The following is a 21421-nucleotide window of genomic DNA, read 5'->3' as shown; positions in this document are numbered from 1 at the left end:
TTTCAAAAAGTGTTATAATGTAGGAAAAGGAGGTGAAACGATGGAAGAAGTGCAGAAAAAATCGGTTACTATGAAAGATGTCGCCCAGCGAGCAGGGGTTAGTGTAGGAACAGTGTCGCGCGTCATCAACCAAGAACAGGGGATCAAAAAAATAACGCTGCAAAAGGTTCAGCAGGCCATTGAGGAACTGAATTATATCCCAGATGTCTATGCAAGAGGTATGAAAACCAATCGTACAGAGACGGTTGCCTTAATCTTGCCGACTATTTGGCATCCGTTTTTCAGTGAGTTTGCCTTTTTTGTCGAAGAAGCTCTCAGTAAGAAGAACTATAAATTATTGTTGTGTAACACAGATGGGGCGAAAAAAGAGATTGAATACCTCATGATGTTGCGGCAGAATAAGGTAGATGGCATTATTGCAATCACCTACAGCCCGATTGAAAACTATTTAGCCTCCAATATTCCCTTTGTCAGTATCGATAGAACCTATAGGGATAAAAAAATAGCCTGTGTGACCTCTGATAACCGAAAAGGGGGCGAGCTAGCAGCTCAAATATTGCTTGAAAAAGGATGTCAGCACTTTGCCTTTGTTGGCAGTCACAATGATACTTTCAATGAGACCAAAAAACGCCGCCAATTTTTTGAAAAGACAGTCCACCAGACGGGGAAAGAATGTCTTGTTTTTGATATTCCAGAGCCGGTAGATGATTTTCTTGGAGAACTGGAAAAATTCTTAGTGGTGCATCCGCAAATTGACGGTATTTTTGCCATCAATGATTTTACGGCTCTTGATGTGATTAGGATTTTGGAAAAACAAGGAAAGCGTGTTCCAGAAGATGTTCAAGTGATTGGATATGACGGAATTCGTTTTTCGAGCGATAGGGGCTATCATGTGTCTACCATCAAACAGCCGTTAGAGCAGATGGCCGAGGAAGCAGTTGACGTTTTGCTTGCAATTATTCATCAAAAAACGCATAAGTCACAAAGTATTTTACCGATTTCTTATGTCGAAGGGGGAACTACAAAAAATTAAAAAAGCACTTGACAGAAAGCGCTATCAATGATAGGATATAAGTATCAAAATTTATTTTTAACAAAAATGAAACGTTTCAAAAATAAAGTGATGAAATCTATTTAGTTAGAATAGGTTTTCTCCTTTCTATAAAATTGAAACGTTTCAAAAAGGAGGATAAAGATGAAAATCTTTAAAAAAACAACGGTAGCAGTCGCCCTACTCTCTACTTTTGTGTTGACGGCTTGTGGTAATAGTAGCTCGTCAAGTGGAAATGATAGCGATGAGAAGAGTGTGATACTGTGGGTGCAATATTCAGAGGAGTCGGCTGAAGGTCAAGTTATGGCACAGTCTATCAAAGACTTTAATGCAAATAATGGAAAAGGCTACACAGCGAAAGTAGAATATATTCCTCGTAGTGGTTCAGGTGGCGGATACGAAGATAAGGTGAACGCAGCTTTGACGACCAATACCTTGCCAGATGTATTGACCTTAGATGGACCAAATACAGCAGCTTATGCAAAATCAGGGATTTTAGCGCCGATTGATGAGTACATCAGCAATCGCGATGATTTGCTACCGAGTATTGTCGAAGAAGGAACTTATGATGGTAAACTTTATTCACTAGGCTACTCTGAGTCTGGTGTCGGCATTTTCTACAATAAGAAAATGCTTCAAGATGCTGGTGTTGACCTTGCAAGTCTGCCTACAGTTGATAAGCCTTGGACTTACGATCAATACAATACACTGTTTGCAACATTGACGAAGCATTACAACAAACCAGCCATTGACGTTGGCTTTGATGATCATTCTGAATGGTTGATGTATGCCTTCACGCCGTTTATCTGGTCTTCAGGAGGAGATGTAGTCACCGAAGATGGGACAAAATCTACTGGAGCCTTTGATAATGCTGGTTCAGTTGAAGCCTTTACCTTTATCCAAGGGCTGATTAAGAATGGTTACTCAACCATTACACCTGAAAAGAATGGTTTCCAAACAGGGGTGTACCCGCTTAAAATGACAGGTTCTTGGACCATGCAAGAAATGGATTCTCAATATAAAGATGTAGAGTATGGTGTTTTGCCATTGCCAATGTCTCCTAAAACGAAGAAACTTGTATCTCCAACAGGTAGTTGGGCTTATGGTATGAGCCGGACAACGAAGAAGAAAGAAGCAGCGGGTGCCTTGATTGACTTCCTTGGTTCAGAACAAGAAGTTTATGATATGAGTGTCGGAAACTCTGTCTTACCATCTCGGAAATCAACATCTGATCGTTTGGCAACAGAAGTTTCTGAACAGATGAAAGTATTGCTAGAGCAAAATGCTAAGACAGGTCAGGCACGTCCCGTTCTTGTAAATTATCCTCAAGTTAGTCGCGTGGTACAAAACGCAGTGACTGAGGTTACCTACACCGACCAAAACCCAGACGTAGCAGCTCTATTGAAACAAAAAGCTCAAGAAATTGATGGATTCTTACCATAATTTGAAAATGTAAGGTGATAGGTCGTCTATAAGCACAAGAAGATAGACGACCTATCATGTTAAAAGGAGATGCAAAGTATGAAACTAATAAAAAACCGAGAGTCAGCAGTAGGGTATTTATTCCTATCTCCAGCACTACTCATCTTAGGATTATTTTTGTTTTTACCGACTCTACTTTCTGTTTATTCCGCATTTACAGACTACTATTTACTAACACCTGAACAGACTCGTTTCATCGGATTGGAGAATTTTATAAAACTCTTTAAAGATCCACTATTTATGCAAAGTCTAAAAAATATTGGGCAATTTGTTATCTTTATTATCCCAATCCAGTTGGGCTTAGCTCTCGGGTTAGCATTATTGGTCAATAATAAAAGAAGGACCACAATCTTTTTTAAAGTTGCTTTCTTTGCACCAGTGGTCATGTCGCTTGTTGTTGTATCGGTGTTATGGCTGGTACTGCTGAATCCATCAAGCGGGCTAATCAATGCGTTTCTAGGCAATCTAGGAATTGATCCACAACCGTTTTTGACAAGTCCAGATCAGGCTATGTATGTCATTATTGGTGTATCTGCTTGGCAAGGAGCGGGTTATCAGATGCTCATTTTTCTAGCAGGCCTGCAAAATATTCCTTCTTCTCTCTATGAAGCGGCAAGTATTGATGGTGCTAGCAAAATGAAACAATTCTTCCATATCACCTTACCGATGTTGAAGCCGACTTCGATTTTGATTTTAACTACGACCCTAATCGATGCCTTTAAGCTGGTGATTCAGCCGATGGTCATGACACAAGGTGGACCGTTAAATTCCACGCTAACTCCGGTTTACTATATCTATAGGACAGGTTTTACAGATCGGATGGTTGGGTATGCTAGCTCGATTACCGTTATTTTTGGAGTGATTATCATTATCTTCACGCTTTTGCAGCGGAAATTAACAGGAGAGGATCAAAACTATGGATAAGAGAGTAAGTCGTATTTTATATTTTGTATTGACATTTTTATTGGCTGCATTATTCATTTTTCCATTGGTTTGGATGGTTGCCTCATCAATGAAACCTGAAAAAGATGTTTTTGAACAGTTGGGAACATGGAGATCATTTTTGCCATCTTCTAATCTGGTGGAATGGTTTGCGCCTTATAAAGAAATTTCTTCCCGTTTTAATTTATTACGATATGTTGGGAACAGTATTTTCTATGCAACTTGCGTGACGATCGGTTCTATTTTAGTCAATTCTCTTGCTGGATATGCATTTGCGAAATTTGAATTTAGAGGTAAAAAATTCTTATTTGCCTTGATGTTGGCTCTGTTGGTTATTCCAGCTGAGACCATTATGATTACCAAATTTTCGATTGTACAGCGGTTGGGAATTTTAAATACAAGATTTGCGGTTATTTTGCCTGCTTTATCTGCACCACTATTCATCTACATGTTCCGCCAATTTTTCAGAGCGGTTTCTGATGAGATTTTAGAGGCGGCGAAAATTGAAGGTGCATCGCATTTTCGGATTTTTTGGAACATCATGTTGCCATTGTCAAAACCAGCCATTGCAACAGTAGGCACCTTATCGTTTATTGGTAGTTGGAATGATTATATTTGGCCCTTGATGGTATTGACAAATACCAATGATTTTCCACTACAGGTTGCCATCACAAATATCAATAACACTCAACCGACCTATACGAATCAAATTATGGCGATGTTAACTATTTCGACGATTCCATTGATTATTATTTATGTGTTCTTCCAAAAATATTTGGTTCAAGGTTTGGGTAGTACAGGTACGGGGGTAAAATAATCGTTATGAATGAGAGTATCAGTAAAGCTAATGAATTTATTGCGCAACATCAGGGTGAGGTCGATCCTCTTTACAAGCCAGAGCTTCATTTTTCAGCCCCGGTAGGCTGGATCAATGACCCGAATGGTTTTGTGTACTTTAGAGATGAATACCATTTGTTTTATCAGTATTACCCTTACGGAACGCAGTGGGGGCCAATGCACTGGGGACATGCTAAAAGTAAGGACTTACTGCACTGGGAACACCTCCCAGTCGCTCTTGCTCCAGACCAAGATTACGATAAGGACGGCTGTTTCTCAGGGAGTGCGATTGTCAAAGATGACAAGCTGTGGTTGATGTATACAGGGCATATTGTGGATCCAGATGGCAGTGTTCGTCAGGTGCAAAATATGGCCTATTCAACAGACGGGATTCATTTTGAAAAGTTGACATCTAATCCTGTTGTAACAGGTGAAATGCTGCCGGCAGAACTGATTGCCAGTGATTTTCGTGATCCGAAATTATTTGAAAAAGATGGAATGTACTATGCAGTAGTGGCTACTAGACATCGGGAGGAGGTTGGGACGATTGTTCTACTTGAGTCGCCTGATTTGATGACCTGGAAATGTGCATCCATTTTCCTAAAGGGGGAAAAGCACCAAGGTATCATGTGGGAATGTCCTGACTACTTCGAGTTGGACGGGGTGTCCTGTCTAGCCATGTCTCCGATGCGTTATCAAAAAGATGGTCTAGACTATGCTAATATCAACTCGTCAGTCATCATGACAGGGCGTGTAGACTGGGATCAGAAAATCTTTCAGCTTGATACGGTGAAAGAAATTGACCACGGTCATGACTTCTATGCACCGCAGACCGTGGAAAATGCTGCTGGCGAGCGAATCATGATTGCCTGGATGCAGACTTGGGGGCGGACCAATATCACAGACCAACTTGGTCATAAATGGGCATGTGCCATGACTATGCCAAGAAAGTTGCAGTTGAAAGATGGAGTTCTTATCCAGGCACTTCCTACCAGCCTTTTTGAACAACTACCTGTTCTTTCTGAGCAAGGAGCTGTTACAGTCGGGACTTTCCAAGGAGATTGGAGTAACGGCAAGGTTTTCCGTTTAGGAGATGAGCATGATTACATTGAGTTTGGTTACGATGCAGTAGCAAAAGAAGTCTATATTGATCGTAGCCATCTAAAACAAGTCATTCAAGGTGAAGAGGCTTGGTCTATTGAGCGTCGAGCTGTTCGGGTGATTGCACCCGAGGTTATGGTAGTGCTTGATACTAATAGCATCGAACTTTTTGTCAATGGCGGTCAGGATAGTTTGACCAGTACCTATTTTTTGTCAGGGGAACGAAATTTAATGACAAACGAGGGATGAAGGGGGGGATGACTCCCTTTTTTACTTCCAAAGCCAAACAATCTATTGTTTTTCTTGCTATTTCCTTGAAGGTGCGGTATAATAGTGTTCTGTGAGAACCCCTCACTTACTCGTGGCTAGACCATGAGTCATTAGACCAAAAGGAGGAACATATCAATGGCTAAATACGAAATTCTTTATATTATTCGTCCAAACATTGAAGAAGAAGCTAAAAATGCTTTGGTAGCACGTTTTGACTCTATCTTGACTGACAATGGTGCAACGATTGTCGAGTCAAAAGCATGGGAAAAACGTCGTCTTGCATACGAAATCAAAGATTTCCGTGAAGGACTTTACCACATTGTAAACGTTGAAGCAACTGATGACGTAGCTCTTAAAGAGTTTGACCGTCTTTCAAAAATCAACGGTGACATTCTTCGTCACATGATTGTGAAATTAGACGCGTAAGAAGGTAGACTATGATAAATAATGTAGTACTAGTTGGTCGTATGACCCGCGATGCAGAACTTCGTTACACACCGTCAAACCAAGCTGTTGCGACATTTACACTTGCGGTTAACCGTAATTTTAAAAATCAAAATGGTGAGCGGGAAGCGGATTTTATTAACGTCGTGATTTGGCGCCAGCAGGCTGAAAACCTGGCAAACTGGGCTAAAAAAGGTGCCTTGGTGGGAATTACGGGTCGTATTCAAACTCGTAATTACGAAAATCAACAAGGTCAACGCGTTTATGTAACAGAGGTTGTTGCAGATAATTTCCAATTATTGGAAAGTCGTACTGCACGTGAAGGGCAAGGCGGTGGTTACCAAGCAGGTAATTCATTTGCTGGAGGCAGTGATTACAACTCACCGTATCAAGCGCCTGCACAATCTACCCCAAACTTTGCACGCGATGAAAGTCCATTTGGAACGACGAATCCGATGGATATTTCAGACGATGATTTACCATTTTAGGTAAGGACAAATAAAATTATAAAGGAGAAAACATGGCTCAACAACGTCGTGGCGGCTTCAAACGCCGTAAGAAAGTTGATTATATCGCAGCGAATAAAATTGAATATGTTGATTACAAAGATACTGAGCTTCTTAGCCGTTTCATCTCAGAACGTGGAAAAATCTTACCACGTCGCGTAACTGGAACTTCAGCTAAAAATCAACGTAAAGTAACAACAGCAATCAAACGCGCTCGCGTGATGGCATTACTACCATTTGTAAATGAAGATTAAAAAAGAGGTCCGGTGGACCTCTTTTTCACGAGCCTAGAAACAAGAAAGCGAGTTAAGGTCCGGTGGACCTCTTTTTCACGAGCTTAGAAATAAGAAGGCGAGTTAAGGTCCAGTGGACTGTTTTTTCACGAGCCTAGAAACAAGAAGGCGAGTCGAGGTCCATTGGCCTGTTTTTTCACGAGCCGAGAGGAGTTGACAGAGTATTCTGCTGATGTTTGAAGAGTATCAACAGCTCCGACTGTGAGAAACATCACATTTTGGGCTACTTTGCTGGGGGATAACCAAGCTCGCGTAGACTTGCGTTACTTGGGAAAAGGGAAGAAAAAATAGTTAAGTTACGTGGTCTATAAGCGAAAAATAGGGAATCAGATTATGTAGCTCATCAATCCGATTCCCTATTTTCATGGAGTATTCCTTGGAGTGTAGCGTCTATTCAATCCATTTGTTTTTGGTTTTCTTGAGCCGATATTCTGGATAAAAGCAAGGTTTATCGGGGGTCAAATGTATTGAATGGTGATGGTACCTGCTATGTTACTTCCTGTTAGGTAGAGCTGATGAGTGGTCTCTTGGGGAGTTGGGGGAAGATAGAGCTCGCCGAAGCCTGACTTGAGGGTATTGACAACCTTGACGTTTTTGGGAATTTGAATCCGACAGTTTGAGAGAGTATTTTTGACGCTAAGCTGGGTGATGTCTTTTTCAAAGGAGGCTGTGTGGATATCTAATTGCACATTAGCGCAGAAGGCTTTGATTGAGATGGCTTGTAGAGCAGGAGCAACAGAGTATTCATATTTGTCGGTGAAATTAGCTTCGATACTCAGATAATTGCTATCACTTGAATGGAGGGTGGTCTTTGTGGAGTCAAATTGCGAGAATGACTGCTGCTGTCTTTTTTTATTGATACTGTGAAGGGCGATTCCTAAAACGAGAATACCAAAAAAGAGAGGACCGACATTAAAGAGAGCATAAGAATATGGGATGATGTCCCGCATATAGAGGGCTGAGAAACTTAGTCCAACAAAGAATAACAGAGTATTCTTCCGCTCTACTCCCAGCCACAAAAAGCCAAGAGCCAGAAGCAGGGTTAGGCGGAAGTAGTCGAAGATGATGCTTAGTTCAGGGACAAAAGCGATAAGGATAAGGTAGATAGCAAATAGTAGTAATAATACTTGCCAAGAGTAGTTTTTTTTCATGGAGACCTCCAGGTTTTTTTGAAGAATTAGAGTGAGGTGATTGAGATGTTGAGTCTCAATGGCGTTTAGCTCTCCTGCTAATTATGCCATAGGTTGCATGGCATTGCGAATGTTGTATTTTTTCTTGAGGAGGTAGCGAATCCCAAATGCTACTGCTCCGATTAACATAGCAAAGAATGGCGATACAGGTGGATTGATAGAGCTTGGAATGAGTGCCGCAAGGAAGAAAACAATCGTCCAAGCAAGGGTGGCTAGGACCAGAAAGGCAAGGGCTCTGATGATGCTAGGGCGCTTACCAGTCCTAGCTTGCTCACGGTAGACGAAGTGGTACATCATATACATACCGGCCCCTACGCCAAAGCCAATGAGTAACATGGTAATGAGACCGTAGTTGACACCTGCACCAAATGAATTCATCGCACCGTTGACCACACCGATAATGGCAAGGAGTAGGAGACTGGAGTCGAGCCACATGAGCCAAGGGTTGTCGTTGAGCTGCGGTTGCCCTGCGTCTTCAAGGGGAGCTGTTTTGCTGGCAACCCAAGCGCTAGGTGCGCCGTAGATGCTGCGGGCTGTGACTCCCTTTTTTTGATTTTCCAAAATGACAGGAAGAATTTCTTCAAGTAATTCTTTGACTTCTGTATCGGTCTTACCAGCCTTGATAAGCTGGTTGGTTGCGATATGGATAAATTCCTGATTTTTCTTGGTCAATTCTTTGATTTCTGTAAATGACATAAATAATCTCCTCTTGGTGGCTAGAACCATTTTTTTCTTAAAAAGTTAATGACGACAACTGCACTGAAGCAGGCAGAGATAAAGGCGATAATCCAAAAGGAGTTGGGGTATCCTCCAAAGGGCATGCCGGATGTAGGGACATTCATCCCATAGGCTGAGAAAATGACGGTGGGAATATCTAGTGCCATGGTCATGAGTGCCAATGTTTTCATAATCGTGTTTTGATTGTTAGAAATGATTGCCGCAGATGTTTCGGTCATGGCATACAAGACATTGCCATAGATATCGGCCATCTCAAGAGCCTGTTGGGTTTCGATTAAGGTGTCCTCAAGTAAGTCCTCGTCCTCGACATATTTTTTTAAGGTACTGTTTCGGACAGCCAGTTTTTTCACCACCCGCTCATTGAGTTTTAGGGAGGCTTTTAGGTAGACGATGGATTTTTCCAACTCCATCATATCAATAACCTGCTCATTTTTTGTAGCTCGGTCAATATGGGCGCTAATCTGATCTGTCTGCCGGTCAATAGAGCGAAGAGCAGTGATGAAGAGCTCGGCATTGCGATAGAGTAGTTGAAAAACAAATCGCGTTTTCATAAACGTATAGAAATTTTTAATCCGCCGATTGAAAAAATGATCAAAGAGGGTCAAAGGTTGCACGCAGGTGGTAATGACGACATCCTTAGTCACAATAATCCCGAGCGGTAGAGTGATGTGGTAGCTCTTGTTGTTTCGCTCTTCATAGGTCGGAACGTCCACAATAATGAGGGTGTAGTCATCTTCCACAGCGATACGGGATGATTCCTCAACGTCAAGTGGCGCCCGTAAATCTGTGATGTCGATGTTGAACTGTTCTGCTAATGTGACAGACTCTTCCTGGGAGGGATTGACCAAGTTAATCCAAGATCCCGGTTCAAAGGTTTGGATTTCTTCTAAATCAGTTAATGTAGAACGAAACATTTGCTTCATACTCAAGTCCTCCTCAGTTTTTATTGCGTTCAAACGCACCCCTTCATTATACCAAAAAAAGCTCCCTAAAGGAAAAGTTTTCCCCAGATGTTGCTAAAAGGAGGAGCGGCTTGGGCAAGTTTTACGGTATCGGTATATAAGGTATGGTACAATAACAGAAATTCTTGGTTTCATACTCTTTAAAAATCGACTGGATACTCGGTCTCCTCGTTTGATGATTAGGGAGTGTAAGACGATTCTAGGAGAAAGGAAAATCTTGAATGAAAGTAGCAATATGCAGTGTTGGAGTAGCTGTTCTTCTGTTGGGTGGTTGTCGCTCTACCAGTCCACTTCCACCTACTAATTCAACAGATACTACTTCTATAAAGCAAGCCAAAGAAATAGATTGGAGGAAGGCTGGCGTGGATGCACAGACATATCAGTTGACGTTTGAACAGGTTCGGAAAGATGTAGAAGCAGGTGCCAAATTCTATGATGTTCGCTCAAAAGAGGAATATGACGAGGGGCGTTTTGAAATGACAGACAATCTCCCCATCGACGATTTAGAAGCTGGGAAACTGCCCGATCTGCCAAAGGATACGACAATTTATGTCCACTGTTTGAAAGGGATTCGTTCGGCCCAAGCAACTAAGATTTTAAGAGAGGCGGGGTTTAGCCAAGTTTATGATTTAGGCGGTGTGGAAGAGGTAGAAGCCATAGGTGGTAGCTTACGAAAATAGAAGCTGGTATCGCCATTTATACTCTTTAAAAATTAACAGGATACGTTGCCAACTTTTGATTTTTATTGAGTATTAGTTTACCTTTTACATCTATTTCCCACTTCCAATCCTCCTAGATTATTGGAAGTGGGAAATAGGGAAACGGAGTTTCTAACTACCACTTTTTTAATGAAAGGTGGTAGGCTGAAAACCTCCACTGGAGCTTTTCACTCGTCGAAGTAATAAAAGAGACGCAGCTGTTTCAGATTTAGTCAATTACAGCTGTGGCTACCTTTAGGTATAAACTAAACGACTATAAGGGACAAGCTCGTCTATGTTTAGTAGGGGCTGCTATCTTTCAGGAGTATTAAAAACTTGATTTGCCAGCGTTGGGTGGTGAGTGATACTCCGATGAGTCACTCATGCCTAAAAAGTGGTATAATAGAGTCATTGTAGAAGGAAGAAGAAATGAACGATAAGATTGTAATTCATGGGGCTCGCGCCCATAATTTAAAAAATATTGATGTGACCATTCCACGTGAGAAGTTAGTGGTAGTGACGGGACTGTCTGGTTCAGGAAAGTCAAGTCTCGCCTTTGATACCTTGTATGCAGAAGGGCAACGGCGATATGTAGAGAGCTTGTCGGCCTATGCCCGCCAGTTTTTGGGCAATATGGACAAGCCTGATGTAGACTCGATTGAAGGGCTGAGTCCTGCTATTTCGATCGATCAAAAAACTACCTCGAAAAATCCGCGCTCAACAGTCGGAACGGTGACGGAGATCAATGATTATTTGCGCCTCTTGTATGCTCGGGTAGGAACGCCCTACTGTATCAATGGTCATGGAGCGATTTCGGCTTCATCTGTGGAACAGATTGTTGATGAGGTCTTGGAATTGCCAGAGCGTCAGCGCCTGCAAGTTCTAGCGCCGATTGTGCGGAAGAAAAAGGGACAGCACAAGGCCATTTTTGAGAAGGTTCAAAAGGATGGTTACGTCCGTGTCCGGGTAGATGGGGTTGTTTATGATGTGACGGAGGTACCGGAATTATCAAAGAGTAAGCAACATACGATTGAGGTAGTAGTGGACCGTATCGTGTTAAAAGAGGGCATTCGTTCGCGTTTATTTGACTCGATTGAAGCAGCCTTGCGCATTGCAGACGGTTATGTCATCATTGATACGATGGATGGGCAGGAGCTTCTCTTTTCAGAGTATTACGCCTGTCCGGTCTGTGGCTTTACTGTCCCAGAATTGGAGCCGCGACTCTTTTCTTTCAACGCGCCTTTTGGCTCTTGTAGCGATTGCGATGGTCTGGGAATGAAATTGGAAGTCGATGAAGACCTGATTGTGCCAGACCCTCAGAAAACCTTACGTGAGGGTGCCTTAGCGCCTTGGAATCCGATTTCATCTAACTACTATCCACAGATGTTGGAGCAGGCCATGACCCAGTTTGGGGTCGATATGGATACCCCGTTTGAGAGCTTGTCGGAAGAGGAAAAATCCTTGATTTTCCACGGTTCAGATGGCAAAGAATTTCACTTCCATTATGAGAATGAGTTTGGGGGAGTACGTGATATTGATATTCCTTTTGAGGGCTTGATGACTAATATCAGCCGTCGCTATCGTGAGACCAACAGTGACTATACCCGTCAGGTCATGCGAGCTTATATGAATGAATTGACTTGTGCGACCTGTCAGGGCTACCGCCTGAATGACCAAGCCCTATCGGTTCGTGTGGGTGGAGAGAAAGGCCTACATATTGGGGAGCTGTCTGATTTATCTGTAGCAGACCACTTAGAGCTGGTGTCCCACCTACAGCTGTCGACCAATGAAGCTACCATCGCAAATCCGATTGTCAAGGAAATCAAGGATCGCTTGACCTTCTTAAACAATGTCGGACTGAATTATTTGACCTTGTCACGTTCAGCCGGGACCTTGTCAGGTGGAGAAAGTCAGCGGATTCGCCTAGCCACTCAAATCGGTTCAAATCTCAGTGGCGTCCTGTATATTTTGGATGAGCCTTCTATCGGATTGCATCAGCGGGACAATGACCGCCTGATTGCTAGTCTCAAGAAAATGCGGGACTTGGGCAATACCCTAATCGTGGTCGAACACGATGAAGATACGATGAGGGAAGCGGATTATCTCATTGATATTGGACCAGGTGCAGGTGTCTTTGGGGGTGAGATTGTCGCTTCTGGTACACCGGCTCAGGTTGCGAGAAATAAGAAATCTATCACGGGTCAATACCTGTCTGGCAAACGGGAAATCCCCCTTCCCTTGGAGCGTCGGATTGGCAATGGTCGTTTTATCGAAGTGACCGGTGCGCGTGAGAACAATCTTCAGAACGTAACTGCTCGGATTCCCCTTGGCAAGTTTGTCGCTGTCACGGGAGTATCTGGTTCTGGCAAGTCGACGTTGGTCAACTCAATCTTGAAAAAAGCCATTGCTCAGAAACTCAACCGCAATTCGGACAAGCCAGGAAAATTTAAGACTATTTCAGGAATCGAACATCTGGATCGCTTGATTGATATTGACCAAAGCCCGATTGGACGTACTCCTCGCTCCAATCCTGCTACCTACACAGGGGTCTTTGATGACATCAGGGATTTGTTTGCCCAGACCAATGAAGCCAAGATTCGAGGCTATAAGAAGGGACGCTTCTCCTTTAATGTCAAGGGAGGTCGCTGTGAGGCCTGCTCGGGAGATGGTATTATCAAGATTGAAATGCACTTCCTGCCAGATGTCTTTGTCCCTTGTGAGGTCTGCCATGGTCGCAGGTACAATTCAGAGACCCTTGAGGTCCACTATAAGGAAAAAAATATCGCAGAAGTCCTCGATATGACGGTCAACGATGCAGTCGACTTCTTCAAGCATATTCCAAAGATTGAGCGGAAATTACGCACCATTCAGGATGTTGGTCTAGGCTACGTCACTTTGGGACAACCAGCGACGACCCTATCAGGAGGAGAAGCCCAGCGGATGAAGCTGGCATCAGAACTCCACAAGCGTTCGACGGGTAAATCCTTATATATCTTAGATGAGCCAACAACTGGTCTACATACAGAAGACATTGCCCAGCTCTTGAAAGTCTTGGCACGCTTTGTCGATGATGGTAATACGGTGCTGGTCATCGAGCATAATTTGGATGTGATAAAAACAGCAGACCATCTCATTGACCTAGGACCAGAAGGCGGTATCGGTGGCGGTATGATTATCGCGACCGGAACACCAGAAGAAGTAGCGACAAATGACGCCAGCTATACAGGACAGTATTTAAAAGGGAAGTTACATAAATAAATGAAACATTCGGTGTTTTAGGGCTATCTGCAATTAGATTGAAGGTGTTTATTGCCCTACTTGACAAATGCGCATAATACGTATAAAATTGATAATGTAAGGAGGTAGTAGCGCTATGCCACTTACAGGAAAAGAGATGGTAAAACTTGTAGAGGCTAACGGATGGGAAGAAATCCGAGTCAATGGAAGTCATCACCATTTCAAAAAAGAGGGGTTTTCAAAAATAGTTACGATTCCTGTTCATGGAAATAAGGATTTGGGAAAAGGACTTGAAAAGAAAATTCTGAAAGATTTGGGGCTATTATAAAAAAGTCCTATCTCTTTCATTTCTGGAGGTAAACCATGTTAAAATCTTATCCTGCTATTTTTCACTCTGAAGACACAGGCTACTGGGTAGAATTTCCAGAATTCGGAGGGGGTACTCAAGGAGATGACCTAGAAGAAGCTATGTATAATGCCCGTGAATTTTTAGGAAGTTCTATCGCTCTTTACATTGATGAGGGGATAGTGTTGCCTAAAATGACCAATATAGAAGCCCTACATTCTCCTGATGGTTTTGTCACAATGATACAGGCTGACCCAACGCCATTCATTAAAAACAATAAAGCAGTTAGAAAGAATGTGACTGTTCCTGAATGGTTGACTAAACTCGCTGACCGTGAGGGTTTGAACTATTCAGAAGTATTAACAAAGGCCTTAGAGAGACGTTTGCAAGTATAAGCCTAGCCGCTCGCTGGGCTTTTTGCTATTCTACGTACCTCAGTAATCCATTATAGAATTGTACTATTCAATAAAAATCAAGAGTAGACTAGGAAACGAAGCCGAAGGTAGTTGAAATAAGAAAAGCTACAAAGGGCGTGTAGAACTCAAAGTGAAAATAGGAGTTTTGATGAGTGAAAAGCTCCATTGGAGGTTTTCGACCTATTTCCTTGTTCTATCTTCGCTTCTTGTTTTTTAGGGTCAGTGACAAATTCCTTCACTTTTTAATGTCTAAATTCGGGATTCTAGGGTCACTTTCTTGTCTTTGGATGACCAGCTGAAACAGTTCTCCGAATGGTTTCGCTTCACTGGAGCTTTTCACTCGTCGAAGTAATAAAAGAGACGCAGCTGTTTCAGATTTAGTCAATTACAGCTGTGGCTACCTTTAGGTATAAACTGAACGATTATATATTCAATGAAAATTAACATTAAACTAGACACGCAGATGCAGATAGGACTGAAGTTCAGCGAATCAAGTCAACAATACCTGAGTTTGATTTCCGAAGAGTATAAACCTCTCCTTTCATGTAGAATAAATGCTGCCTTGTCTTTTGATAGAGTGTATTCCCCTTTCCTAGTATTCTTTTCAAAATAGTGATAGAATAATAAAAAAAGTTAAGGAGCAGGAAAGATGCAAAGAAGATTAGAAAACCTCCGTCAACATATGCAAGAGCAGGGATTGGCAGCCTTTTTGGTGACCAATCTGAAAAATATCTACTATCTAACAGGGTTCTGGGGGACAGCTGGAACGGTTTTGGTGACAGCAGAGCGTCAAGTTCTGATTACAGACGATCGCTATATCACCTATGCCCAATCGGTGGTCAAAGGTTTTGAAGTAGTGTCTAATCGGGATGCCCTCTCAGTTGTAGCTCAGGTTTTAAAAGACAGCAACTTGAGAGAATTGGCCTTTGAAGATGAGGTGTCGGTGGCTTACTATCACGCTATGCAAAGCGTTTTTGAAAGTATAGATTTGATTCCTACGACGGATGTAGTGATGGGCTTGCGCATGGTGAAGGATGCAGGAGAACTTGCGACCATCCAGCGCGCCTGCCAGATCTCGGACCAAGCCTTTTTAGACGCTTTGGACTTTATCAAACCAGGGAAAACTGAATTGGAAGTGGCCAATTTCCTTGACTTTCGCATGAGGGAAATGGGGGCCGAAGGGGTATCATTTGATACGATTGCGGCATCTGGTTTTCGCTCTGCTATGCCACATGGTCGTGCCTCGAATAAGGTCATTGAAGTAGGAGATGCGCTGACGCTAGATTTTGGTTGTCTCTATAACCATTATGTCAGTGATATGACGCGAACAGTTTATATCGGCTCTGTCAGCGATGAAGAGGCAGAGATTTATCAAACTGTCTTAGCGGCGAATCAAGCCCTGATTGCAACAGCCAAGGCAGGGATGGAGTATCGTGAATTTGATGGTGTGCCACGCCGTGTGATTGAAAGAGCTGGATATGGCGCCTACTTTACTCATGGAATTGGACATGGTATGGGGCTAGATGTCCATGAACCTCCTTACTTTAGACAAACAGCTACCGATACCATTCAAGCAGGGATGGTCTTAACAGATGAGCCAGGAATCTATCTAGAGGGGCGATATGGGGTACGCATTGAAGATGATCTCCTCATCACAGAGACAGGCTGTGAGGTCTTGACCTCAGCGCCGAAAGAGTTGATTGTCTTATAGTTTCTCCGAAGATCTTTCTGCTTGATGAAAGAGATGGTCTTGCCTAGCCCTTACTTGGACAGGGTGAAGCAGCTTCTAATTATTGACACGACTTGTTCTCCGTTCATCTCCAACCTTGCCTACTTCGCTCTCGGATTTATAGGCTCAGGCTGAAACAGTTCACCGAACTGTTTCACTCTCCCAGACGGGTGGAGTAAGGACTAAAAACAACCGAAAAGACGATCATCACTCGCTATCTATGAAATAAGTAGTGAACAAAGTGAGCGTTTTAAAGCTATGTCCCGCCCTATTCCAGACACCTACTATGCTAGTGTCTGGAGAGGGATTTTTGAGACGGAGGCTCAAAAATAAGGGATAAAACTGCAAAGGAGTCCAGGTTGTAGACAAAGTATCTCTGAGAAAATTTGTCAATGTCAACATCGAAGGATAGTATCAGTGCTCTTATCACTTCGTGAAAAGGTGAGCGAAGCGAGCCCATAACCGCTATTTTACGCCGTAGCAAAAAACACCAGAAACGTTCTGTTTCTGGTGTTCGGAGATTTTGAGACTCAGGCTCAAAATCTAGGCATGAAATCCCGTAGGGAGTTGCTGCCGTCCGTGCTACCTAAGTAAAGTATCATAATAAAATAATCGTTTTGAAGAAAGTAGACTTTTTCTTCAGTCTAAAACTCCAAAGGAGTCTGCTGACGTCCGCCCTGCCAAAGGGAAATGGTAAAGGATACTACATAGAGATGAAAAGATTATAAAGGTGAATCGAAAAACGAATGGATACAGACGAGCCTTGGGAATGGTCCCATATTTGAGAAATTTGACGGTTTATGGTAAAATGAACCGAATAAATAAAAAGTGAAGAGGTATTCAATACAATGATTGAAGCAAGTAAACTTAGAGCAGGTATGACTTTTGAGGCTGAAGGAAAATTGATCAAGGTTTTGGAAGCAAGCCACCACAAGCCAGGTAAGGGAAACACCATCATGCGGATGAAATTGCGCGATGTTCGTACCGGTTCAACCTTCGATACAACCTACCGACCAGACGAAAAATTTGAACAAGCGATTATCGAAACTGTCCCAGCGCAGTACCTTTACCAAATGGATGATACTGCTTATTTTATGAACACGGAAACCTATGACCAGTATGAAATTCCAGTAGCGACCATCAAGGAAGAATTGTTGTATATTTTGGAAAACTCAGATGTGAAAATCCAGTTTTACGGAACAGAAGTCATCGGTGTGACAGTTCCTACAACGGTTGAGTTGGTAGTTGCGGAAACACAACCTTCTATCAAAGGTGCGACTGTGACTGGTTCAGGAAAACCTGCAACTATGGAAACAGGTCTTGTAGTGAACGTTCCAGACTTCATCGAAGCAGGTCAGAAGTTGGTGATCAACACGGCAGAGGGAACATACGTATCACGTGCTTAATCGCATACCTCTTAGAAAGGGTTTCTCATGGCAAAAGAAAATTTAGGCGAAATTGTTATTGCACCTCGTGTCTTGGAGGTGATTACAGGGATTGCTTCTGCTAAGGTAGAAGGTGTGCATTCGTTACACAACAAGAAAGTAAGAGATGGCTTATCAAAGACAGCCCTAAACCGCGGTGTCTATCTTCAGACAGATGAGGCAGGAGATGTAACAGCGGATATCTATGTTTATTTGGAATATGGAGTCAATGTTCCAACAGTATCAATGAATATTCAACGCGCAGTGAAAACGGCCATTGCCAACTATGCGGATGTTACTGTAAAAACGGTCAATATTCATGTAGATGGTATCGTACCAGACAAGACGCCAAAGCCAGATTTAAAAGATTTGTTTGGTGAGGACTTCTTAGATGAAGAATAAGCAACACGAATCACGGCACTATTTGCGCAGGTGTGCGCTTCAGGCCATTGTCTCTTTGGAATTTGGTCAGGAACCCCTTCAGGCAGCTCAGTTTGCTTATCTCTATAATGACGAAGAAGAAAAAGAGGTCGCACTTCCGCTCTTTCTGTTGAATCTGGTTACAGGGGTTGCAGATGTGCAAGAAGAGATCGATGCCCAGTTGGAGACGCGTTTGAAAGCAGGCTGGACCTTGGAGCGTTTGACCTTGATTGATAAGAATATTATGCGTTTGGGACTGTTTGAAATGTTATATTTCGAAGAGACACCCGATCGCGTTGCCGTCAATGAAGCGATTGAGCTAGCAAAAGAATTTTCGGACCCTGCTTCTGTAAAATTCATCAACGGTGTCTTGAGTCAATTTATAAAGTCATAATCAAAAAGTCCTACAGTTCTTCACTTTACGGAGAATGGTAGGACTTTTTATTATGTATGGTCTTTTAGTTTACTTTTAGTAATAGGCAACGAGCTGCAGGCTGCTTCAACAGTCATTAGGCTGTTGAAGGTTGGAAATCATACTGACGATAGTCAGTGACAATCGTAGAGTACGGCAAAGCGAGTTCCAATCATCTGGGAGAGTGAAACAGTTCGGTGAACTGTTTCAGCCTGAGCCTAAAAATTTGAGAGCGAAGTGGACAAGGTTGGAAATAGGGCAACGGAGTTTCTAACGACCACTTTTTAATGAGAGGTGGTAGGCTGAAAACCTCCACTGGAGCTTTTCACTCGTCGAAGTAATAAAAGAGAAACTAAGTGAGTATATTAGATACTGCGACCTGCTAAGAGGCTGATTGGAAGAGAATACTGTTGGTCAAGGGAGGCTCCGTCAATTTTTTGGAGGAGTAGATCGACCATCAATGTTGCAATATCTGCTAGCGGCTGTTTAATCGTAGTAAGTTGTGGATAGTGGGTCTCAACGAAGTAAGTCCCATCGTAGCCGATGAGTTTTAGGTCTTGTGGGATAGAAAGTCCCAAAGAGTGAGCAATATTCCAAACCAGCATAGCCATCAGATCTCCTGAGACAAAGACTCCGTCAGCTTGGAGAGTCTGTAAAATGCTTTTAATTTCCATCTCCTTACGGATAGGGGAGAAGTCACTTGAGATGTGGTAGACTGTTGCTTGTGGAAAAATGCTGGAAAACCCTTTTTGGCGCAGGCTTGTAGGAGAATTGGAATCATCGTTTCCTGTAATCATAATCGGTTGTTGACAGCCGGCTTTTTTTAAGGTCTGGGCAGCAAGCACCCCACCGCTGTAGTTATCAGAGGAGACAATCGGTGTTGACGGTGATAAGTTTCGATCAAAGGCGATAATGGGAGCAGAGATTCGGTCATAGTCTTTGATGCCTAAATTGTGGCTACCAGAGATAATCCCGTCGACCTGATTGGCTGTCAGCATCTCCAGATATTCACGTTCTTTTGCAGAATCGTGCTGGCTATTGCAGATAATGGCCTTGTAGCCATGGTTGAACAATTCTTTTTCCAGATACTCAATCAATTCTGCATAGAAAATATTACCGATATTGGGGAAAATCAAGCCGACCAATTTGGCAGATTTTCCCTGTAAGCCACGCGCAAGATTGTTGGGTTTGTAACCCAGCTCTCGCATGGCGTCGGTAACCTTTCGGATGGTTTTTTCAGAGAGGTAGCCTTTTTTGTTAATGACGCGGGAGACAGTCGTAGGACTGACCCCTGCTAGCTTTGCGACATCAGTGAGTTTTGTGACCATAATCTAATGGGTAGTAATTTCCGGTTGCCTGACCTGATAGAATCGTGATACCAGATTGATCTTGGCGAGGGAAGACACGTCCGGAAAATACCTTTTCTCCTTTGTTGATAAAAATTTCAAAGACAGATTTGTCAATGAAGATATTGGCGATTGTTGCTTGATTGGCAATCTGGCAATGGCGTGTTGTCCCAAAGTCGAGGGCGAAGGCTTCTCCGCAGTCCTTGCGGTCTAGGACAATACAGCCGTTTGTAGGGTCAATGGTGAGCTTGAGTCCGTGGCCATCAGCGTCAGCAAAGAGGACTAATTCTAAATGGCTATTGGCTTCTATCGTTAATTCTAATTCGTAGGTATTATCGGTCTTAGTCTTTTCAGTGAAAAGTTGCGCTTCAGCCCGGAGACTGGTAATGGCTGGGACGGGGTATTGGTAGAGTTTGCCGTCTTTAATGGTTAATTCTTTGACAAGGGAGAGGCAACCTTGGTAGTCATAGCGATCTGTCGGGTAGTCGACATCTGGTAGGGCGAGCCAGCTCACAGCAAGGGCGCGTCCAAAAGGGTCGTTGAAGGCTTGAGTTGCATAGCATTCAAAGCCGTAGTCCAACTGTTCTAAAGGACCTGGGTTGATCATGGTAGCCGTCTCAGGATTAAAAGATTGACCAACTTTATACAGATTTGGATAAATATTGCCATAGTCCAGAACAGTCTTGTCCAGTCCTTGCGGACAATAGAGGAGGACAGGTTGTCCACTGATAAAGACTAGGTTCGGACATTCCATCATGTAGGCAGTCAGGTCATTGTCAAATGCTAGATCGTCGATATACTCCCAGTTGAGGTAGTCATTATTGACCGCTTTGTAGAGTTTGATGATGCCCTGTTTCTCTAGGTTTTGTCCCCCTACGATGGCGTAGTAGTTCCCTTCATAGTTGAAGATTTGTGGATCGCGGAAGTGGTCTGTCGTATCGGATGGTTGGTCGATTAAGACCTTGTTCAATTTTTGGATATGACCATCGGTGTCCATGAGAGCACCGATTTGGTAGGGATGACGCACCCAATTTTCATCACGGACATTCCCTGTATAAAAGAGAAACAGGTGATCATCAAACTGCATGGCAGAGCCAGAGTAAGCCCCATGGCTGTCGAGGGCTGTATCTGGATAAAGGATGGTTCCAGTTTTTTCAAAATGCACTAAGTCTGCCGATTCCATGTGAACCCATGATTTCAAGCCGTGAGCGGCACCAAATGGAAAATATTGGTAGAAAAGAGTCCATTTTCCATTGAAATGGGAAAAGCCATTCGGGTCATTTAAGAGTCCGTGAGGTGTTTCGATATGAAAGTTTGTTCTCCAAGGGGAGCTTTTTGTATTTTGTTTGATGGTTTCGATATGGTCTGCGGGCCAGTCTGCATAAGCACGGTAGCGTTCTTCGGTTGTGAAAGCCATGGATTCTCCTTTTATAATCGTCTCTGTATTGATTCTATAGTTTATAGTAATATAGTAAACGTTTACTTGTCAAAAAGCAAGGCTTTAACGCAAAATTAAGAAAAACAATAAAAAATTCTGTCAAGCGTTTGACATATCGATAAAAAATGATATAATAAAA

Annotated in this window: 21 protein-coding genes; 16 read left to right on the top strand and 5 right to left on the bottom strand. The window is 42.8% G+C overall.

Annotation, left to right across the window (positions count from 1 at the left end; genetic code table 11):
• Window positions 1-40: 40 nt before the first annotated feature.
• The 8 genes from BVE84_RS00525 (at window position 41) to rpsR (ending at window position 6887) form a co-directional block, all read left to right on the top strand.
• Window positions 41-1033 carry a LacI family DNA-binding transcriptional regulator gene (locus BVE84_RS00525; protein WP_076995277.1) on the top strand — a complete coding sequence of 331 codons (993 nt, stop codon included), beginning with the start codon at window positions 41-43 and terminating at the stop codon, window positions 1031-1033.
• Window positions 1034-1195: 162 nt separating this feature from the next.
• Entirely contained in the window at window positions 1196-2494 is a 1299-nt protein-coding gene (locus BVE84_RS00520) for an ABC transporter substrate-binding protein (RefSeq protein WP_076995141.1), read from the top strand.
• Between the two features lie 69 nt (window positions 2495-2563).
• Window positions 2564-3457 carry a carbohydrate ABC transporter permease gene (locus BVE84_RS00515; protein WP_076995140.1) on the top strand — a complete coding sequence of 298 codons (894 nt, stop codon included), beginning with the start codon at window positions 2564-2566 and terminating at the stop codon, window positions 3455-3457.
• Complete coding sequence (locus tag BVE84_RS00510) at window positions 3450-4292, top strand: carbohydrate ABC transporter permease (protein ID WP_076995139.1); 843 nt, start codon at window positions 3450-3452, stop codon at window positions 4290-4292. The genes BVE84_RS00515 and BVE84_RS00510 overlap by 8 nt, the downstream gene beginning before the upstream one ends.
• Before the next feature lie 5 nt (window positions 4293-4297).
• A complete protein-coding gene (locus tag BVE84_RS00505; protein ID WP_076995138.1) occupies window positions 4298-5662 on the top strand; it encodes a glycoside hydrolase family 32 protein in 1365 nt (454 codons plus the stop codon).
• A gap of 156 nt (window positions 5663-5818) precedes the next feature.
• On the top strand, window positions 5819-6109 hold the full coding sequence (rpsF, locus tag BVE84_RS00500; RefSeq protein WP_076995137.1) for a 30S ribosomal protein S6: 291 nt from the start codon (window positions 5819-5821) through the stop codon (window positions 6107-6109).
• Between the two features lie 11 nt (window positions 6110-6120).
• A complete protein-coding gene (locus tag BVE84_RS00495; RefSeq protein WP_076995136.1) occupies window positions 6121-6615 on the top strand; it encodes a single-stranded DNA-binding protein in 495 nt (164 codons plus the stop codon).
• Window positions 6616-6647: 32 nt separating this feature from the next.
• A complete protein-coding gene (rpsR, locus tag BVE84_RS00490) occupies window positions 6648-6887 on the top strand; it encodes a 30S ribosomal protein S18 (protein ID WP_002939250.1) in 240 nt (79 codons plus the stop codon).
• A gap of 497 nt (window positions 6888-7384) precedes the next feature.
• Here the strand turns inward: rpsR and BVE84_RS00485 are convergent, their stop codons facing one another.
• The 3 genes from BVE84_RS00485 to BVE84_RS00475 form a co-directional block, all read right to left on the bottom strand.
• On the bottom strand, window positions 7385-8077 hold the full coding sequence (locus BVE84_RS00485; protein WP_076995135.1) for a hypothetical protein: 693 nt from the start codon (window positions 8075-8077) through the stop codon (window positions 7385-7387).
• 81 nt (window positions 8078-8158) lie between these two features.
• Window positions 8159-8812, bottom strand: a complete 654-nt coding sequence (locus BVE84_RS00480) for a DUF1129 domain-containing protein (protein ID WP_076995134.1) — start codon at window positions 8810-8812, stop codon at window positions 8159-8161.
• 20 nt (window positions 8813-8832) lie between these two features.
• Window positions 8833-9777: a magnesium transporter CorA family protein gene (locus BVE84_RS00475; RefSeq protein WP_076995133.1), complete on the bottom strand. Its 945-nt coding sequence runs from the start codon at window positions 9775-9777 to the stop codon at window positions 8833-8835.
• A gap of 260 nt (window positions 9778-10037) precedes the next feature.
• On the opposite strand from BVE84_RS00475, the gene BVE84_RS00470 reads away from it, so the two are divergent.
• From BVE84_RS00470 to nusB, 8 genes are all read left to right on the top strand, one after another.
• Window positions 10038-10496 (top strand): rhodanese-like domain-containing protein, encoded by a 459-nt coding sequence (locus tag BVE84_RS00470; RefSeq protein WP_076995132.1) that lies wholly within the window; start codon window positions 10038-10040, stop codon window positions 10494-10496.
• Window positions 10497-10943: 447 nt separating this feature from the next.
• On the top strand, window positions 10944-13772 hold the full coding sequence (gene uvrA / locus BVE84_RS00465; protein ID WP_076995131.1) for an excinuclease ABC subunit UvrA: 2829 nt from the start codon (window positions 10944-10946) through the stop codon (window positions 13770-13772).
• 115 nt (window positions 13773-13887) lie between these two features.
• The gene (locus BVE84_RS00460) at window positions 13888-14079 is read left to right on the top strand and encodes a type II toxin-antitoxin system HicA family toxin (RefSeq protein ID WP_076995130.1); all 192 of its coding nucleotides are present in this window, start codon (window positions 13888-13890) and stop codon (window positions 14077-14079) included.
• A 35-nt stretch (window positions 14080-14114) separates the two neighbouring features.
• A complete protein-coding gene (locus BVE84_RS00455) occupies window positions 14115-14492 on the top strand; it encodes a type II toxin-antitoxin system HicB family antitoxin (RefSeq protein ID WP_076995129.1) in 378 nt (125 codons plus the stop codon).
• A 670-nt stretch (window positions 14493-15162) separates the two neighbouring features.
• A complete protein-coding gene (locus tag BVE84_RS00450; protein WP_076995128.1) occupies window positions 15163-16224 on the top strand; it encodes a M24 family metallopeptidase in 1062 nt (353 codons plus the stop codon).
• Between the two features lie 866 nt (window positions 16225-17090).
• Complete coding sequence (gene efp / locus BVE84_RS00445) at window positions 17091-17648, top strand: elongation factor P (protein ID WP_024416366.1); 558 nt, start codon at window positions 17091-17093, stop codon at window positions 17646-17648.
• A 27-nt stretch (window positions 17649-17675) separates the two neighbouring features.
• Window positions 17676-18068 carry an Asp23/Gls24 family envelope stress response protein gene (locus BVE84_RS00440; protein ID WP_076995127.1) on the top strand — a complete coding sequence of 131 codons (393 nt, stop codon included), beginning with the start codon at window positions 17676-17678 and terminating at the stop codon, window positions 18066-18068.
• Window positions 18058-18480 carry a transcription antitermination factor NusB gene (gene nusB, locus BVE84_RS00435; RefSeq protein ID WP_076995126.1) on the top strand — a complete coding sequence of 141 codons (423 nt, stop codon included), beginning with the start codon at window positions 18058-18060 and terminating at the stop codon, window positions 18478-18480. Before BVE84_RS00440 ends, nusB begins: the two co-directional genes overlap by 11 nt.
• Before the next feature lie 383 nt (window positions 18481-18863).
• Here the strand turns inward: nusB and BVE84_RS00430 are convergent, their stop codons facing one another.
• Window positions 18864-19826: a LacI family DNA-binding transcriptional regulator gene (locus BVE84_RS00430; RefSeq protein ID WP_076995125.1), complete on the bottom strand. Its 963-nt coding sequence runs from the start codon at window positions 19824-19826 to the stop codon at window positions 18864-18866.
• On the bottom strand, window positions 19807-21261 hold the full coding sequence (locus tag BVE84_RS00425; protein ID WP_076995124.1) for a sucrose-6-phosphate hydrolase: 1455 nt from the start codon (window positions 21259-21261) through the stop codon (window positions 19807-19809). The genes BVE84_RS00430 and BVE84_RS00425 overlap by 20 nt, the downstream gene beginning before the upstream one ends.
• Between the last annotated feature and the right edge of the window lie 160 nt (window positions 21262-21421).

The organism is Streptococcus azizii (assembly GCF_001984715.1).
In the GTDB taxonomy this organism is placed as follows: domain Bacteria; phylum Bacillota; class Bacilli; order Lactobacillales; family Streptococcaceae; genus Streptococcus; species Streptococcus azizii.
Note: the sequence above shows the minus strand (reverse complement) of the source record. Positions and strands in the feature narration are given on the sequence as shown.